The sequence below is a fragment of the Streptomyces sp. NPDC042201 genome, assembly GCF_055582185.1.
Genome location: NZ_JBVJDS010000014.1, coordinates 151,200 through 169,005 on the forward strand (window position 1 = coordinate 151,200; position 17,806 = coordinate 169,005).

At 69.6% G+C, this 17,806-nt stretch carries 13 protein-coding genes; 6 read left to right on the forward strand and 7 right to left on the reverse strand.

Annotated features, from left to right (window positions below; translation table 11 throughout):
* Positions 1–33 precede the first annotated feature (33 nt).
* From ACZ6MZ_RS29345 to ACZ6MZ_RS29360, 4 genes are all read right to left on the reverse strand, one after another.
* The gene (locus ACZ6MZ_RS29345; RefSeq protein WP_469355359.1) at positions 34–1,266 is read right to left on the reverse strand and encodes a hypothetical protein; all 1,233 of its coding nucleotides are present in this window, start codon (positions 1,264–1,266) and stop codon (positions 34–36) included.
* Complete coding sequence (locus tag ACZ6MZ_RS29350) at positions 1,250–2,104, reverse strand: hypothetical protein (RefSeq protein WP_389788215.1); 855 nt, start codon at positions 2,102–2,104, stop codon at positions 1,250–1,252. The genes ACZ6MZ_RS29345 and ACZ6MZ_RS29350 overlap by 17 nt, the downstream gene beginning before the upstream one ends.
* 268 nt (positions 2,105–2,372) lie before the next feature.
* The gene (gene fdhA, locus ACZ6MZ_RS29355) at positions 2,373–3,602 is read right to left on the reverse strand and encodes a formaldehyde dehydrogenase, glutathione-independent (protein WP_384183578.1); all 1,230 of its coding nucleotides are present in this window, start codon (positions 3,600–3,602) and stop codon (positions 2,373–2,375) included.
* Between the two features lie 344 nt (positions 3,603–3,946).
* Complete coding sequence (locus ACZ6MZ_RS29360; RefSeq protein WP_469355361.1) at positions 3,947–4,492, reverse strand: methylated-DNA--[protein]-cysteine S-methyltransferase; 546 nt, start codon at positions 4,490–4,492, stop codon at positions 3,947–3,949.
* Positions 4,493–4,704: 212 nt separating this feature from the next.
* On the opposite strand from ACZ6MZ_RS29360, the gene ACZ6MZ_RS29365 reads away from it, so the two are divergent.
* The 5 genes from ACZ6MZ_RS29365 (at position 4,705) to ACZ6MZ_RS29385 (ending at position 11,959) form a co-directional block, all read left to right on the forward strand.
* Positions 4,705–5,637 (forward strand): MHYT domain-containing protein, encoded by a 933-nt coding sequence (locus ACZ6MZ_RS29365; protein WP_469355363.1) that lies wholly within the window; start codon positions 4,705–4,707, stop codon positions 5,635–5,637.
* 72 nt (positions 5,638–5,709) lie between these two features.
* Positions 5,710–7,839 carry an excinuclease ABC subunit UvrB gene (uvrB, locus tag ACZ6MZ_RS29370; RefSeq protein WP_389788207.1) on the forward strand — a complete coding sequence of 710 codons (2,130 nt, stop codon included), beginning with the start codon at positions 5,710–5,712 and terminating at the stop codon, positions 7,837–7,839.
* A 185-nt stretch (positions 7,840–8,024) separates the two neighbouring features.
* Positions 8,025–8,591 (forward strand): TerD family protein, encoded by a 567-nt coding sequence (locus tag ACZ6MZ_RS29375; RefSeq protein WP_389676906.1) that lies wholly within the window; start codon positions 8,025–8,027, stop codon positions 8,589–8,591.
* 163 nt (positions 8,592–8,754) lie between these two features.
* Entirely contained in the window at positions 8,755–10,737 is a 1,983-nt protein-coding gene (locus ACZ6MZ_RS29380) for a TerD family protein (RefSeq protein WP_469355365.1), read from the forward strand.
* 223 nt (positions 10,738–10,960) lie between these two features.
* Positions 10,961–11,959 carry a TerC family protein gene (locus tag ACZ6MZ_RS29385; protein WP_384183565.1) on the forward strand — a complete coding sequence of 333 codons (999 nt, stop codon included), beginning with the start codon at positions 10,961–10,963 and terminating at the stop codon, positions 11,957–11,959.
* Positions 11,960–12,071: 112 nt separating this feature from the next.
* Here the strand turns inward: ACZ6MZ_RS29385 and ACZ6MZ_RS29390 are convergent, their stop codons facing one another.
* The 3 genes from ACZ6MZ_RS29390 to ACZ6MZ_RS29400 all read right to left on the reverse strand — a co-directional run bounded on the left by ACZ6MZ_RS29390 (position 12,072) and on the right by ACZ6MZ_RS29400 (position 14,567).
* A complete protein-coding gene (locus ACZ6MZ_RS29390) occupies positions 12,072–13,118 on the reverse strand; it encodes a S66 family peptidase (protein ID WP_469355367.1) in 1,047 nt (348 codons plus the stop codon).
* Positions 13,119–13,213: 95 nt separating this feature from the next.
* The gene (locus tag ACZ6MZ_RS29395; protein WP_469355369.1) at positions 13,214–13,867 is read right to left on the reverse strand and encodes an MBL fold metallo-hydrolase; all 654 of its coding nucleotides are present in this window, start codon (positions 13,865–13,867) and stop codon (positions 13,214–13,216) included.
* Between the two features lie 10 nt (positions 13,868–13,877).
* On the reverse strand, positions 13,878–14,567 hold the full coding sequence (locus tag ACZ6MZ_RS29400; RefSeq protein ID WP_469355371.1) for a maleylpyruvate isomerase family mycothiol-dependent enzyme: 690 nt from the start codon (positions 14,565–14,567) through the stop codon (positions 13,878–13,880).
* A 229-nt stretch (positions 14,568–14,796) separates the two neighbouring features.
* Between ACZ6MZ_RS29400 and uvrA the strand changes: the two genes are divergently transcribed.
* Positions 14,797–17,796 (forward strand): excinuclease ABC subunit UvrA, encoded by a 3,000-nt coding sequence (gene uvrA, locus ACZ6MZ_RS29405; RefSeq protein WP_469355372.1) that lies wholly within the window; start codon positions 14,797–14,799, stop codon positions 17,794–17,796.
* The last annotated feature ends 10 nt before the right edge of the window (positions 17,797–17,806 follow it).

A 17,806-nucleotide genomic window follows, 5' to 3' on the forward strand; every position in this document is an offset into this window, starting at 1 on the left:
CCATCCATGACACATCCGAGGCCCGCGCAAACGTCAGCCGCAGGCCGGCAGCCCGGGCAGCCGGTCCGTGCGCACCACTTGGATCACGGAGCGCGAGCCGGCCGCCTTCGCGTCGCCCTCGTTGAAGGCGACGGCCAGAGCTCCGTCCCGCGCCTGCGCATAGCCGTAACGCGGGGTGATCCGGGTGTACGAGGACGACCGGAGGTCGAGCGCGTAGGCGGCCTCCGGCGTACGCCAGGTGATCAGCGCGCCACTGATCCGCAGCTGGTCGATGCCCTCGGTCGCGCTCGCGCTCGCGGTCTCGGTTTCGGTCGTGCTCGCGGTCCCGGACGCCGGCCCGGAGCGAGCTGCGTCCAGCGGCGCCGTGGGCCGCGGCTGCCCCGTGCGCCACACCATCAGCCGTTGCCGCTCCTCGCCGGCGATCCACGCCCATGCCGAGCCGTCGGAGACCACCGAGCGGATGTCGCGCACCGCCGCGATCTGCGACGGGAGCTCGGCCGGGCGCCGGGTGACGAGCGAGACCGCGGCGAGCCGGGTGGCCCGCCCGGTCCTGTCGGCCTCCCGCCAGACCAGTAGATCACCGGCGGCGAACGGCGTATCGAGGACTCCGCTGTGGAGGGACAGAGGCGTCCCGCCGGCGGCAGCATGTATCGCGTGGACCGTGGCCCTGCCGCCGCCCGCTCCCTGCGCCCAGTAGACCCAGCCGCCACGCACGACGGGCTGCGGCAGCGGCCCCGGCAGGGTGGACCGGGCCAGCCGCCGGCTGGTGCCCGTGGCGGCGTCCCACACGTACAGGGACCAGGGGCTGTCGAGCGTACGGCCTTCGAGCACCGCGAACGCCGCCCATCGCCGACCGTCGAAGTCGGCGCTCAGCAGCTGGTGTTCGTCGGGGTCGGCCAAGGTCAGCAGGGTGCGGGGCGGGTCGTCGCCGCGGACGAGGGCCGCTCTGCGCCGCCGTTCGTCCGACAGCTGTACGGCGGTCCAGGCGGCCGCGGGCCCCACCTCCGTCAGTACGGCCCGCTGCCCGGCCGGTGCGCTCAGCTCGCCCGCGGCCAGGGCGGAGCGCCAGCTCGCCGGAAGGGGGACCTCGCAGGCCGCGGCGGACGGGGCCGACGCCCCGGACGCCGGTCCTGACGCCGCCCCGGACGCCTGGCTGTGCGCCGGTCCGTGCGCCGGTCCTGACGCCGCCGACGAGCATCCCGCGAGGCCCGCCAGCAGCAGTGCTACGCCCAGGACGCGAACGCCTCTGCTACCAGACGTACCCACGGCCACCCATGATCGTGGTCAGGGTGTCGGCCGAGATCCGGGCGGATTTGGGCACCCCCGCCGCCCAGGGGATGACGCTGGTGCTGACCCCGCCCACCGGATCGAGATAGTTCACCTGCTCCGCCGCCGTGTCGCTGTTGTAGCCGTCGATCGACACCCAGTGGAAGATCTCGATGTTCGGATGCCCCGCCAGATGTGGTCCGCCGGGGACCTCCCAGGCATTGCCCGCGATGGCCCAGTCGTTGTCCGTGTTGTGAACGATGCTCTGCTTGAAGGCGGTCTTGTCGCTCGCGGTGGGCTCGTAGGGCAGTGCCTGGGGCGCGTAACCGGCCCCGGGAAGCCGCTGGTTGAGCGCGTCCGCCATCGGATAGCCGGTCGGATCGGGCACATTGATATTGATGCCGTACCAGGCCGTGCCGCCGCTGTCGGTCTTGAGCAGCGTCGCCGCCTCCTGCTGCGAACGGCCGCCGACCTCGTCGTGGGCGGACTGGGTGATCACGAACGCGGCGGGGCCGCACCAGTAGGAGGTCTGCTGTGACTGGTGGATACCGCCGGAGAGTACGTAACCGGCCTGGGAGGAGGACGATCCCGGGACGGACGCTCTTCGGGTGGTGAGGTCCTCGTACGATCTCGCCGCGCGGGCCCGCTTGGCGGAGGCGAGTTCTCGCTGATCCCGGGTGAGCCGCTGCGGGCCGAGGGTGTCGTGGGCCGCCTTGTAGGAGGCGCCGGGGGTGGGGGGAGCGGCCTTCGCGTTCGCGGGGCCCGTGGCCGACAGGGCCACGAGCACTGCCCCGACGGCGGTGAGGGCGAGCCAACGCCCTGTGCGCGCTGCTGACATCTGTCTTGTCACTCCTGTCCGAGGTGGGGGGAAGCTCGGTGAAGCGCTGTGCCGTCGGTGTCGTGGTGGGATGCGGTGCGGTGAGTTTGACCGGTCCACGCAGGCTCTGTCAGCGGCTCGAACGTATTGCCGGGGACCAACATTGGGCGCACCAAAGACGGAATCGCCGACCAGCGAGGACGCCGGCCGGCGAAACTTTTGAGATGTGTTCCCGGGAGACCTTTCGAAAGGCCCCCCAGGAAGGAGGCGGGTCAGGCGGCCCCCAGGATCAGGCGGCCTTCAGCCCGTCCAGCGCGCCACTCGGGTTGAGCACGTACTTCCGGCTCGCTCCGTGGTCGAACTCCGCGTAGCCGCGCGGCGCGTCGTCCAGGGAGATCACCGTGGCGTTGACCGCCTTGGCGATGTGGACCCGGTCGTTCATGATCGCGTTCGCCAGGCCCCGGTGGTACTTCATCACCGGGCACTGACCCGTGCTGAACGTGTGGCTCTTCGCCCAGCCCAGGCCCAGCCGTACCTTCAGCGTCCCGGTCTTGGCGTCCTGGTCGATACCGCCCGGATCGTCCGTGACATACAGGCCAGGGATACCGAGCGCGCCGCCCGCCTTGACCGTGCTCATGAGCGAGTTGAGGACGGTCGCCGGAGCTTCCTCCGTGTCATGGCCGTGGGCGCGCGCTTCGAAGCCGACCGCGTCTACTGCCGCGTCCACCTCCGGCTCGCCCAGGATCTCGAAGACCTGGTCCTCGACCGAGCCCTCCGTGAGGTCAACCGTCTCGCAGCCGAAGCTGCGGGCCTGGGCGAGCCGTTCGCCGTTGAGGTCCCCGACGATCACGACCGCCGCGCCCAGCAGCTGCGCCGAGGCCGCGGCCGCCAGGCCGACGGGGCCCGCGCCCGCGATGTACACCGTGGAGCCGACGCGCGTGCCCGCGGTCACCGCGCCGTGGAAGCCGGTCGGGAAGATGTCCGACAGCATCGTCAGGTCGAGGAGCTTCTCGCGGGCCGCGTCCCGGTCGGGGAAGCGGAGGAGATTGAAGTCCGCGTACGGCGCCATGACGTACTCCGCCTGGCCGCCCACCCAGCCGCCCATGTCCACGTAGCCGAATGCCGCGCCGGGACGAGCCGGATTCACGTTCAGACAGATGCCGGTCTTCTGTTCCTTGCAGTTGCGGCAGCGGCCGCAGGCGATATTGAACGGTACCGATACGATGTCTCCGACCTGGATGAACTCCACGTCGGGGCCGCGCTCGACGACCTCGCCGGTGATCTCGTGTCCAAGGATCAGACCCTCGGGTGCGGTAGTACGGCCGCGCACCATGTGCTGGTCGCTACCGCAGATATTGGTCGCGAGGATCTTGAGGATGACCCCGTGCCGGCAGACGCGGCCGATGTTCTCCTTGGCCACTCCCGGGCCGTCCTTCAGTTCCAACGTCGGGTAGTCGATGGTCCTCACTTCGACCTCACCCGGCTTGATGTATGCGACTCCCTTGTTTCCTCCACTCATGGCTGACTCGCCGTCCCTTCGCGTCTACTCATCCAGCTGATGACTCGGCCTGTGTGCGTGCTGGAGTTCGCTACCGCTCGGGCGGTCCGGCCATGAGCGCGTTCGAATGCAGGAACTGGCCCGGTCGGTGGGTGCCGGACTTCCCGCACCCACGCACTGTCTTCGCCGGGCTGTACGCGCGGTGGTGCTCCACTGATCAGCCTAAGCCCGCGACGCAAAGCGGACAAGTGGCGTTAAAAAGGTGCAACTTGTCGAGTGGAGTGTGTGTGGTCCTGCCCCCTGGCCGCGATTACCGCGCGTACACCGTTGGCTCACCGTCGGCGAGCGCGGGTCCGCGACAGCGCTCAGAACAGCGGCTCCGGGAGCACGCCCTCCAGGGCCAGGAGCTGCCGCTTCGTCTCCAGCCCGCCGCCGAATCCGCCGAGCCCGCCGTCGCTCTCCACCACCCGGTGGCACGGCACCACCACCGGAAGCGGGTTCGAGCCCATCGCGATGCCGACCGCCTGGGCCGCCCGCGGCTGCCCCACCCGGCCTGCCAGATCGCCGTAACCGACCACCGTGCCGTACGGGACACCCGTCGCCAGCTCGCGCAGCACCTGCCGGTTGAAGCCCGAGGAGAGCGACCAGTCCAGCGGCAGCCCGAACTCCCGCAGCCCGCCCGCGAAGTACGCCGACAGCTGGCGTATCGGCTCGGCCAGCCGGCCCGACGCGGACTCGATCTGCTCGGCGCCGAGGCGGTCCCTGAGCTGCCCGAGCGTCTTCTCCCGCACCGGCCCGTCCGCGTGGAAGGCGACACTGACCAGCCCCTGGCCGGTCGCGGCCAGCAGCAGCGGCCCGATGTCGCTTCTCACGACGGCCCACTCCAGCGGCGACTGCCCGTAGTTGTTCATGCGGACCACCGTACGATCCACCACTGACAACGGACCGGCGAAGTTGGCCACCATGTGAAGAGATTGCGTGGGAAAGCCCCCGGACCGAGGGTTTCGGCCCTTTCGTGTCGACAAATCACCTGCCACCTGTTTGTTTACCGGGCCGGTCGTCCTACTCTCGCCCGAACCAGCGCTTCCGCACACGGAGCACAAGGGGCGAAGGGCACATCGGTATGCAGGGAACGATCGACGGATTCAGCTACGGCCTCGTCACACCCGTGGCGGCTTTTCTCATGGCCTGTCTGGGCGGGGCACTCGGCCTTCGCTGCACCGCGAGATTCCTGCGCACCAGGCACCCGTGGAAGCCGGGCGGCCTCGCGCTCGGCGCGGCCTCGATCGGCTCCGGCGTCTGGACGATGCACTTCATCGGGATGCTCGGGTTCTCCGTCACCGAGGTACCGGTCGGCTACGACAGGCTGACGACGTTCGCCAGCCTGGCCGTGGCGATCGTCATGATCGGCATCGGGATCTTCATCGTCGGCTACCGCGGTACGACCCCGATGGCGCTGGTCACCGGCGGCACGATCACGGGCCTCGGCATCGCCACCATGCACTACCTGGGCATGGCCGGTATGCGGCTGCACGGGCGTATCGAGTACGACACCGTGACGGTCGCGCTCTCCGTCCTGATCGCCGTCGCCGCGGCGACCGCCGCGCTCTGGGGGATCGTCTCGCACCGCGGCTTTCCGGCGAGCCTGGCCGCCAGCGTCGTGATGGGTGTCGCGGCCACCGGGATGCACTACACCGCGATGGCCGCGCTCCACATTCATCTGGACGCCGGTGCGGGCGCCCCCGGCGGCGCTCCTGGCGGCGCCCCGGCGACCGAGCTGCTCGTCCCGATGCTGGTCGGCCCGGCGGTCTTCCTGCTGCTGGCCGGCGTGGTGGTGCTGTTCGACCCGCTGATGGTGACGGGGGACCCGGACCGCGAACGGCCCGTGGAGGCCGTGACCGGGCCGTGCCGCCGGGCCGGGGTGCCCGCGCAGCGGATCAGGCCGCGCCGGCCCTACCGTGAGCCGTCCCCCTACGAGCCGCCCGGCCGCGAGCCGGCCGAGCGGACGGCCGCCACCTCCCGCCGCCAGGGCTCCCCGGACCTTCACGACTGGTGATCCGCCGCCGCCCGGCCCCCGTCCATCGCCGCTGACCGCCCGACTGTCAGTGCGGGGTCGTACGGTGGATCCATGCGGCCCGTTTCCCACATCGAACGTACGGTGGCGCCTTTCGAGGTCGTCAGTTCCTACCAGCCCAGCGGCGACCAGCCGACGGCCATCGCCGACCTGGAGCGGCGCATCCGCGCAGGTGAGCAGGATGTCGTCCTGCTCGGCGCGACCGGCACGGGAAAGTCGGCGACCACCGCCTGGATGATCGAGAAGCTCCAGCGCCCCACCCTGGTGATGGCGCCGAACAAGACGCTCGCGGCCCAGCTGGCGAACGAGTTCCGCGAGCTGCTGCCCAACAACGCCGTCGAGTACTTCGTCTCGTACTACGACTACTACCAGCCCGAGGCGTACGTCCCCCAGTCGGACACGTACATCGAGAAGGACTCCTCGATCAACGAGGAGGTCGAGCGGCTGCGCCACTCCGCGACGAACTCGCTGCTGACCCGCCGCGATGTGATCGTGGTCGCCTCGGTCTCCTGCATCTACGGCCTGGGTACCCCCCAGGAGTACGTGGACCGGATGGTGCCCCTGAAGATCGGCGCGGAGATGGACCGGGACGAGCTGCTGCGCCGTTTCGTCGACATCCAGTACACGCGCAACGACGTGGCGTTCGCCCGCGGCACCTTCCGGGTCCGGGGCGACACCATCGAGATCTTCCCGGTCTACGAGGAGCTCGCTGTCCGCATCGAGATGTTCGGTGACGAGATCGAGGCGCTGTCCACGCTGCACCCGCTCACCGGCGAGGTCATCAGCGACGACGACGAGCTCTACATCTTCCCGGCGAGCCACTACGTGGCCGGCCCCGAGCGCATGGAGAAGGCGGTCAACGGCATCGAGCAGGAGCTCGAGACCCGCCTCGCCGACCTGGACAAGCAGGGCAAGCTGCTGGAGTCCCAGCGGCTGCGCATGCGTACGACGTACGACATCGAGATGATGCGCCAGATCGGCTCCTGCTCCGGTATCGAAAACTACTCGATGCACTTCGACGACCGTTCCCCCGGCACCGCGCCGAACACCCTCATCGACTACTTCCCCGAGGACTTCCTGCTGGTCATCGACGAGTCGCATGTCACCGTGCCCCAGATCGGCGCGATGTACGAGGGCGACGCGTCCCGGAAGCGGACCCTCGTCGACCACGGCTTCCGGCTGCCGTCCGCGCTCGACAACCGCCCGCTGAAGTGGGAAGAGTTCCAGAAGCGGGTCGGTCAGACGGTCTATCTCTCCGCCACGCCCGGCACCTATGAGCTCTCCCGCTCCGACGGCTTCGTGGAGCAGATCATCCGGCCCACCGGGCTCATCGACCCGCAGGTCGTCGTCAAGCCCACGGAGGGCCAGATCGACGACCTGGTGCACGAGATCCGCGAGCGCACCGCCAAGGACGAGCGCGTCCTCGTGACCACCCTCACCAAGAAGATGGCCGAGGACCTCACCGACTACTTCCTCGAGCTGGGCATCCAGGTCCGCTATCTGCACAGCGACGTCGACACCCTGCGCCGGGTCGAGCTGCTGCGCGAGCTGCGCGCCGGGGAGTACGACGTCCTCGTCGGTATCAACCTGCTCCGTGAGGGCCTCGACCTGCCGGAAGTCTCGCTGGTGGCGATCCTCGACGCCGACAAGCAGGGCTTCCTGCGCTCGGGCACCTCACTGATCCAGACCATCGGCCGTGCCGCGCGAAACGTGTCGGGCCAGGTCCATATGTACGCGGACAAGATCACCCCGGCGATGGAGAAGGCCATCGACGAGACGAACCGCCGCCGGGAGAAGCAGACCGCGTACAACACCGAGCGCGGTATCGATCCACAGCCGCTCCGCAAGAAGATCAACGACATCGTCGCGACCATCGCGCGCGAGGAGGTCGACACCGAGGCCCTGCTCGGCACCGGCTACCGGCAGGCGAAGGACGGCAAGCCCGGCAAGGCCCCGGTGCCCTCGCTCGGCGGGAAGAACGCGAAGGGCGGCAGGGCCGGTGCGCGGGGCGCGGTGGTCACCGACCGCCCCGCCGCCGAACTCGCCGGAATCATCGAGGAGATGACCGATCGGATGCGGGCCGCAGCCGCCGAGTTGCAGTTCGAGGTCGCCGCGCGGCTGCGCGACGAAGTGGGCGAACTGAAGAAGGAATTGCGGCAGATGAGGGAGGCGGGACTCGCCTGACGCACCGGGACATCCGGTGTGTTGCAAGACCGACACAAAAACGGTTTAAGCCTCCTGCACCGTCCGCACGACTGCGTAGGGTTCTGCGCAACCGCACACGGACGGTTGCGGGGGAACCATTCGAGAGGGGACAGCGCGTGGTGGACGTATCCAAGGGCAGTGCGCCCGGGGGCCCTGGGGTCAATCTGACCAAGGGTCAGGCCATCAGCCTGGAGAAGAAGGGCGGCGGCACCCTGACCGCGGTGCGGATGGGGCTCGGCTGGCAGGCCGCGCCGCGCCGGGGCCTCTTCGGCTCCCGGACCCGCGAGATCGACCTCGACGCCTCGGCGGTGCTGTTCGCCGACAAGCAGCCGGTCGATGTGGTCTTCTTCCGCCATCTCGTCAGCGACGACGGCTCGGTGCGGCACACCGGTGACAACCTGGTCGGCGGCGCCGGCCAGGGCGGCGACGACGAGGCGATCCTTGTCGACCTGCAGCGCATCCCGGTCCATATCGACCAGATCGTCTTCACGGTGAACTCGTTCACCGGCCAGACGTTCCAGGAGGTGCAGAACGCCTTCTGCCGCATCGTTGACGAGACCAACGGCCAGGAGCTGGCGCGCTACACGCTCGACGGCGGCGGTCAGTACACCGCCCAGATCATGGCCAAGGTGCACCGCGCGGGCGCGGGCTGGCAGATGACGGCCCTCGGAAACCCGGCCAACGGCCGTACGTTCCAGGACCTGATGCCGTCGATCCTGCCGCACCTGTAGACACCCGGTAGACACCGCGGTTCGTCGGAGTGGAGCACACAGCTCGCGGAGGCCAGGCCCTGTCCGACAGGGCCTGGCCTCCGGGGGCTCCACCGACACGTGAATCCGAACACCTCGACCGACACCTGAACACCGACGCGAGACCGATGAGGGGACAGAGGCGATGACGGCCGAGCTGGTCCGGGGGCAGAACCACCCCTTGCCCCACACCCGACTGGAGATCCGGGTGACAGCCGGCGCCCCGGTCATGGCCTGCGCCACGCTCGGTGACGCCCAGGGCAGCGTGCGTGGCACGGAATGGATCGCCCACCCCGGCTCGCCCACCCTCCCGGGCATCGAGGTTTCCCGCCAGGCCGCCGCCGGCCTGCGCTTCCACATCGATCTGGAAGCCGTGCCGGAGCAGGCGCATCTGGTGCATGTGCTGCTCGCCCTCCCCGAAGGCGTCGGCGGACCCGACCGCTTCGGCACCACCGCGGCCCCCTTCGCCGCCGTCACCTCCACCGACGGCACCGAGGTCGCCAGCTTCACCCTCACCGGTCTGGACGCCGAGTCCGCCGTCGTCGCGCTGGAGCTGTACCGCCGCCAGGGCGCCTGGAAGGTCAGGGCCGTCGGCCAGGGATACGCGGGCGGGCTCGCCGAGCTCTTCGGCGACCAGGGACTGCCACAGGCCCGCGCCGTCGCCGCAGACATCCAGCAGGCGGTGGCCCGGCACATGGCCGGCGTCGTCCAGACGCCCCTGCCCGGCGCGCCGGACGGCGTGCGGGTCAGGCCCGACGGGCTTCCTTCGTCCGCGGCGTCAGGACCGGCCACCTCGGGCGGCGCTCCCGCACCGCAGCCCATGACCCCCGCGCCGCAGACCGCGCCCGACGCCGTACCGCAGCCGGCGGCCGCCGCCGCGCAGGCCGGGGCGGGCGGGGCGGGCGGCGCGGTCAACTACACGCACCCGGGCCGTCAGACCTCCGCGCCCCCGACACCGCCCCCGGCCGCGCCGCCGGGACCGCCGGGGCAGCCTGCCCGGCCCGTCGCGGGCGACGCCACGGGCTGGTCGATGGAAGAGCGCCTCTACAACCAGGTCTGGGGCATGTTCGAGGACCTGGCCCGCACCGTCGCGGCGTACCGCAGCGCGATGGACTTCGCCGAGTCCCGGCTCGACCAGGAGCTGGACCGCGTCCTCTCCGATCCCCGTAACCGCATCGGCGGGGCGGGCGACGCCGCCCGTGAGGCGGCCCGCGCCAAGCACGACCAGCTCGCCGGCCAGGCCCGCGACGTCCTGGAGCGCGATCTCGCCCAGCTCGTCGCCGAGTCCGAGGTCGTGGAGCCCGCGCTGCCGGCCGCCTACGCCCGCTGGGACAGCCCCGTCTGGCACGCGTACCGCGTCCCGATGGAGATCCCGATGGCGCTGCGCCTCGGTGATGTCCATCTGCCCGAGCGCCCGGAGCTGCGGATCCCGATGCTGGTACGGCTGCCGCTGGAGCGCGGGCTGTGGGTCGACAGCGGCCGGTCGGGCTCCGAGGCCGCCCTGATGATGGACGAGGCCCAGCTGCGCGGGCTGGCCATGGACACCGCGGTCGCCCTCGCGGCCCGGCTCCTCGCCGTCTATCCGCCCGGCGAGTTCACCGTCCATGTGATCGACCCGGCCGGTTCGGCGGCCCGGTCACTGGCCCCGCTGACGGCCTCCGGCGTGCTCGCCGAGCCTCCGGCGGCGGGTGCCGGGGGAGTGGCGGCCGTCCTCACGAAGCTCACCCAGCGGGTGGATCTGGTGCAGATGGCGGTGCGCGGCGGCGCCGCCGAGTCGCTCCCGCCGGATCTGGACACCGCCGAGCAGCTGCTGATCGTCAATGACTTCCCGCACGGCTTCGACGACCGCGCGGTGACACAGCTGCGCTATCTCGCCGACGAGGGCCCGGCGGTCGGCGTGCATCTGCTGATGGTCGCGGACCGCGAGGACGCGAGCGCGTACGGACCGGTGCTGGATCCGCTCTGGCGGTCCCTGCTGCGGATCACCCCGGTCCCCGACGATCACCTGGCCGACCCGTGGGTCGGACATGCCTGGACGTACGAGCCGCCGGCGGTACCGCCGGGGAGCCGGGTGCTGCTCCAGGTGCTGGAGCAGGTGGCGCTCACTCGACGCTCCTGGCGTCGCTGACCTGCACACTTGGCTCCCCTTTACCTTTTTCTTTACCTTTCCTTGGGCTTTCCTGTACTCTTCTTTGCAGCGGAGGGGAGTACTCCCACATCGCGACGTACCCGTCAATACGGACCGCAATCGGTCCCGGGGCGTCGGCCCGGCCGGCGGCAAGACCGCCCGGGTGGAAGAGACCTCCGGCAGCGACGACGCTGATCAGTAGCCGTACGACGCCGGAGGCGCAGTGGACGTTTCATTGAACTTGTGGGTGCTGACCATTCTTGGTCTGTCCGCCCTGATCGCGGTCGACTTCTTCATCGGGCGCAAGCCCCATGACGTGTCGATGAAGGAAGCCGGTATCTGGACGGTCGTCTGGATCGCCCTCGCCGCGCTGTTCGGCCTCGGCCTGATGGTCTTCGGTACGGGCCAGGCGTCCGGGGAGTTCTTCGCGGGCTTCATCACCGAGAAGTCGCTCAGTGTCGACAATCTCTTCGTCTTCGTCCTGATCATGGCGAAGTTCTCGGTGCCGTCGCATCTGCAGCAGCGGGTGCTGCTCATCGGTGTGCTGATAGCCCTGGTCCTGCGCGCGATCTTCATCGCCGCCGGCGCCGCCATCATCGCCAGCTTCTCGTGGGTCTTCTTCATCTTCGGCGCGTTCCTGATCTACACCGCCTGGAAGCTCATCCAGGAGGCGCGCTCCGACGACGAGGACGAGGAGTTCGAGGAGAACCGCCTCCTCAAGTCCATCGAGAAGCGCTTCGGTGTCGCCGACAAGTACCACGGCACCAAGCTCTTCATCCGGAGCAACGGCAAGCGGATCCTGACCCCGCTGATGGTGGTCATGCTGGCCATCGGCACCACCGATGTGCTGTTCGCGCTGGACTCCATCCCCGCGATCTTCGGCCTGACCCAGGACCCGTACATCGTTTTCACCGCCAACGCGTTCGCCCTGATGGGACTGCGGCAGCTGTACTTCCTCATCGGCGGACTCCTCAGGAAGCTGGTGCACCTCAGCTACGGCCTGTCGGTCATCCTGGGCTTCATCGGAGTGAAGCTGGTGCTGCACGCGCTGCACGAGACGGGTGTGCACGTCCCCGAGATCTCCATCCCGGTCTCGCTGGCGGTCATCTGCGGTGTCCTGGTCATCACCACGATCACCAGCCTGATCGCCTCCAAGAAGCAGGCGGAGCGCGACGCGGCCGCCAAGACCGAGACGGACAGCAAGGACAGCATCGAAGCCTGATCCGCACGGCAGGGGTCCGGGGCGAGTGGCGAGGCTGCCACCCGCCCCGGACGCGTTTCGCGGCGGCGACGGCTCGTTCAGTAGGCGACGGCGGTTCAGCGGTGGCGACGGTTCAGTAGGTCACGGTGATCCGCCGCGCCGTCCCGTCCACCCGTACAGGACCGCCGTACGGAATGACCAGCTGCGGGTCGGTGTGGCCGAAGTCCACATCGAAGACGGCCATGGTGCCGGGGGCGTACGCGGCCAGCGCGCGCACCACCGCCGCCCGCTGCTCCCGCGCGTACCGGGCCGCCTCCTCCGGGCTGTGCCGGCGCTGCAACGACCAGGTCTTGGGGCGTGCCATCAGCAGCGCGGGAAAACGCCGCAGCAGATCGCGCTCGCCCATATTGCGCAGGATCCGGAACACCTCCTCGGCGGCCGGCAGTTCCTCCGAGGTCTCCAGGAGCAGTACGCAGCCGTCGTACGCGGAGAGATCGGCCTGGATCTCCCGGTCCGCCATCAGCAGCCAGGAGAGAATCTCCAGATTGCCGCCCCAGCTGCGGCCCTCCACCACCCGCTCGGGCCCGTGCCAGCTCCAGCCGCCGCCCGGCCGGGTCTCCGGCTCCGTCATGAAGGTCGCCGGATCCGCCCAGTCGCGGTCCGTGTCCCCGAACCGCCGGGCAGGGCGCAGTTCGTACGGCCCGGAGCCGAACAGCGCGGCCCGCAGCGACTCCTCGGTGAGCGGATCCATCGCGCCGGGCCGGCCCAGCGCGGTCATCACACCCCCGCCGTGGTAGCCGACGATCCCGGTGTTCCACAGATACGCCAGCAGATTGGTGTGGTCGCTGAAGCCGAAGAAGGGCTTGGGGTTCTCGCGGATCAGCTTCCGGTCCAGCAGTGGCAGTACGGTGATCTGATCGTCCCCGCCGATGGTCGCCATCAGGGCGGTCACGGTCGGATCCGCGAAGGCGGCGTGCAGGTCGTCGGCCCGCTCCTGGGGCGTCGAGCCCATCTTCCGGGTCGTCGGATACTCGACCGGGATCAGCCCGAAGTCCTTCTCCAGCCGGCTGAGGCCCAGTTCGTACGGGAGCGGCAGCAGCCCCGGCAGACCGGAGGACGGCGAGACCACCCCGATCCGGTCGCCTGGGCGGGGCTTCGACGGATACACGGGGGTCGGCATGGAACGATCGTAAAGAGCGAGCCGAGGGCTATCGAGCGATTATCAGCGGGCAGCCGAGCCGGGCCGCCGAGCCGGGCAGCCGGGGGCCCGGCGGGTCACCAGCCGCGGGCCCGCCACTCCGCGAGGTGCGGGCGTTCCGCGCCGAGGGTGGAGTCGTTTCCGTGGCCGGGGTAGATCCAGGCCTCGTCCGGCAGGGCGTCGAAGACCTTGGCTTCGAGACCGTCCATCAAGCTCGTGAAGTCCGCGGGACCGGCGGTGTTCCCGGGGCCGCCCGGGAACAGGCAGTCGCCGGTGAACACATGCGCGTGGCCGTGCGGGTCGTCGTACACCAGGGCGATCGAGCCCGGCGTGTGGCCCACCAGATGCAGGGCGGTGAGCCCGATCTCCCCGACCCGGATCGTGTCCCCGTCCTCGACGAGGACATCGGTCGGGACGGGGATGCCCTCGGCGTCGTACCGACCGGCGTACGTACGGGCGCCGGTGGCCGCCACGACCTCGGCGAGAGCCTGCCAGTGGTCGCCGTGGCGATGGGTGGTGACGACGGACGCGATGCCGTCGTCACCGATCAGGGTCAGCAGCGTCGCGGAGTCGTTGGCCGCGTCGATCAGCAGCTGCTCGCCGGTGGCCCGGCAGCGCAGCAGATAGGCGTTGTTGTCCAACGGCCCGACGGCGACCTTGGAGATCATCAGGGCGGGCAGCTCATGCACATCCGCCGGTCCGCCGACCTTCACCGCTCCGCTGTACGTCATACGGCTCAGCCTATAGCGGAGGCAGGAGGGGCAGGGGGGCGTCCGGGGACTTCAGCGCCGACCCGTCGCGACGGCCCGCGAGCCAGCCCATCAGGTCCGGGGCCGGACCGGTGACGGGGAGCGGGGCGCCGTCCGTGCGCCCGGTGCGCCAGCTGCGTCCGTCGGGGGTGCTCAGGGCCAGCGGCGGGACGGTGGGGTTCCCGGCGAAGCGCTCCGCGAGGAAGTCGATCTCGCGCCCGGTGAACTCCTCGGACAGGTCTTCCAGCTCACGGTCGAGGCCCAGGTCGACGTGGTGCAGCTCGATCTCGATCCAGCGGCGGAACGGAACGCGGGCGGCCACGTCCGTGACGCCGTTGCGCATCGTGATCACGCGGGTCCAGTCGGCGGGAGCGGCCGCCGCGGAATGCAGGAAGCGGTCGGCGGTGTTACGTAGGTCGGCGAGCTGGTCGGCGGGAGACCTCGGAGCGTCCCGCTCGATGTCCGCGTCGCGCGTCGCGGCGTCCGCGTACATCGGCCGGTCTTCGAGGACATTGACCAGGGCGTCCGCGTTCCTGGCGAGATGGGCCAGCACATGACCACGGCTCCAGCCCGGGAGCCGTGACGGCGCGGCGACCGCCGCGTTGTCCAGTACGGCGACCGCGGCGAGGAGCCGCTCGGTCGCTTCACGTACAGATGCCAGGTCGCGCACATGATCCATCATGACGCCGACGATAGCCCCGCCACTCGATCGGGTGAAGGCGGTGAAGGACCACCGTAAATCGAATGTGCGTGCTATAAGCTCAGGAGAGGCATCCTGGCATGTAGACAACCCTGAGCCGGGCAGTCCCGAACCCGGCGATACACCGCTTGGCAATCCATTGCTCTGGCGACCCCCCTAGTCTGCGTAGGGGGCTCTGCCCCTGCTTCTCTTCAGAAAGGTGCGGACCGGCGTGGCCGACCGTCTCATCGTCCGTGGCGCGCGCGAGCACAATCTCAAGAACGTCTCGCTCGACCTCCCCCGTGACTCCCTCATCGTCTTCACCGGGCTTTCCGGGTCGGGCAAGTCCTCCCTCGCGTTCGACACGATCTTCGCCGAGGGGCAGCGCCGGTACGTGGAGTCACTGTCCTCGTACGCCCGGCAGTTCCTCGGTCAGATGGACAAGCCGGACGTCGACTTCATCGAAGGTCTGTCCCCGGCGGTCTCCATCGACCAGAAGTCGACCTCGCGCAACCCGCGCTCGACGGTCGGCACGATCACCGAGGTCTACGACTACCTCCGGCTGCTCTTCGCCCGGATCGGCAAGCCGCACTGCCCCGAGTGCGGCCGGCCGATCTCGCGCCAGTCGCCGCAGGCCATCGTGGACCGGGTGCTCGAGCTTCCCGAGGGCAGCCGCTTCCAGGTCCTCTCGCCGCTCGTCCGCGAGCGCAAGGGCGAGTTCGTCGATCTCTTCTCCGATCTGCAGACCAAGGGCTACAGCAGGGCCAGGGTCGACGGGCAGACCGTCCAGCTCACCGAGCCGCCGACGCTCAAGAAGCAGGAGAAGCACACCATCGAGGTGGTCATCGACCGCCTCACGGTGAAGGACAGCGCCAAGCGCCGGCTGACCGACTCGGTCGAGACCGCCCTCGGTCTCTCCGGCGGCATGGTCGTGCTCGACTTCGTCGATCTCCCCGAGGACGACCCCGAGCGCGAGCGGATGTACTCCGAGCATCTGTACTGCCCGTACGACGATCTCTCCTTCGAGGAGCTGGAGCCCCGCTCCTTCTCCTTCAACTCGCCCTTCGGCGCCTGCCCCGACTGCACCGGTATCGGGACGCGCATGGAGGTCGACCCGGAGCTGATCATCCCCGACGAGGAGAAGTCCCTCGACGAAGGCGCGATCCACCCCTGGTCCCACGGACACACCAAGGAGTACTTCGGACGGCTGATCGGCGGCCTCGCCGAGGCCCTCGGCTTCCGTACGGACATCCCGTGGGCCGGACTGCCGCAGCGCGCCAGGAAGGCCCTGCTGCACGGCCACAAGACCCAGGTCGAGGTCCGCTACCGCAACCGGTACGGCCGCGAGCGCGCGTACACCACCCCCGCCTTCGAAGGGGCGGTCTCCTTCGTCAAGCGGCGGCACAGCGAGGCCGAGAGCGACTCCAGCAGGGAGCGCTTCGAGGGCTATATGCGCGAGGTGCCCTGCCCGACCTGTCAGGGCACGAGGCTCAAGCCGATCGTCCTCGCGGTCACGGTCATGGACAAGTCCATCGCCGACGTCGCCGCGCTCTCGATCAGCGACTGCGCCGACTTCCTGGGCATGCTCAAGCTGAACGCCCGGGACAAGAAGATCGCCGAGCGGGTGCTCAAGGAGGTCAACGAACGGCTGAAGTTCCTGGTCGACGTCGGCCTGGACTATCTGTCGCTCAACCGCGCCGCGGGCACCCTGTCCGGCGGCGAGGCCCAGCGCATCCGGCTCGCCACCCAGATCGGCTCGGGTCTTGTCGGGGTGCTGTACGTCCTGGACGAGCCGTCCATCGGCCTGCACCAGCGGGACAACCACCGGCTCATCGAGACCCTGGTCCGGCTGCGTGACATGGGCAACACCCTGATCGTCGTGGAGCACGACGAGGACACCATCAAGGTGGCCGACTGGGTGGTGGACATCGGCCCCGGCGCGGGCGAGCACGGCGGCAAGGTCGTGCACTCGGGACCGTTGAAGGGGCTCCTGGCCAACAAGGAATCGATCACCGGCCAGTATCTGTCGGGCAAGCGGGCCATCCCGACCCCCGTCATCCGCCGGCCCGTCGACCCGGGGCGGCGGCTCACCGTGCACGGCGCCCGGGAGAACAACCTGCGGGACATCGACGTGTCCTTCCCGCTGGGCGTGTTCACGGCGGTCACGGGCGTCTCGGGCTCCGGCAAGTCGACGCTGGTCAATGACATCCTCTACACGCACCTGGCACGCGAGCTGAACGGCGCCAAGTCGGTGCCGGGACGGCACACCCGCGTCGACGGCGACGACCTGGTCGACAAGGTGGTCCATGTCGACCAGTCGCCCATCGGCCGTACGCCCCGGTCCAACCCGGCCACGTACACCGGCGTCTTCGACCATGTGCGCAGGCTCTTCGCGGAGACCATGGAGGCCAAGGTCCGCGGCTATCTCCCCGGGCGCTTCTCCTTCAACGTCAAGGGCGGCCGCTGCGAGAACTGCTCGGGCGACGGCACCATCAAGATCGAGATGAACTTCCTGCCGGACGTCTATGTGCCGTGCGAGGTCTGTCACGGCGCCCGCTACAACCGGGAGACGCTGGAGGTCCACTACAAGGGCAAGTCCATCGCCGAGGTGCTGGACATGCCGATCGAGGAGGCCCTGGACTTCTTCGAGGCCGTCCCGACGATCTCGCGCCACCTCAGGACGCTCAACGAGGTCGGCCTGGGCTATGTCAGGCTCGGCCAGTCCGCGCCGACCCTCTCGGGCGGCGAGGCGCAGCGTGTGAAGCTGTCGAGCGAGCTGCAGAAGCGCTCCACGGGCCGTACGGTCTACGTCCTGGACGAGCCGACGACCGGTCTGCACTTCGAGGACATCAGCAAGCTGATCACGGTGCTGTCGGGTCTGGTCGAGAAGGGCAACTCGGTGATCGTCATCGAGCACAACCTTGACGTCATCAAGACGGCGGACTGGGTGATCGACATGGGCCCCGAGGGTGGCAACGGCGGCGGTCTGGTCATCGCGGAAGGCACTCCCGAGCAGGTGGCAGGGGTTCCGGCCAGCCACACGGGCAAGTTCCTGCGCGACATCCTGGACGTCGAGCGGATCAGCGACGCGGCGCTGGTGAAGAAGGCCACAGCCGGGAAGGCCACGGCCAAGAGGACCCCGGCCCAGAAGACCTCGGCCCAGAAAACCCCGGCTCAAAAGACCCCGGCCCAGAAGGCCGTCCCGGCCAGGGCGGCCGCGCGCCGCTCCTGACCGGCGCACC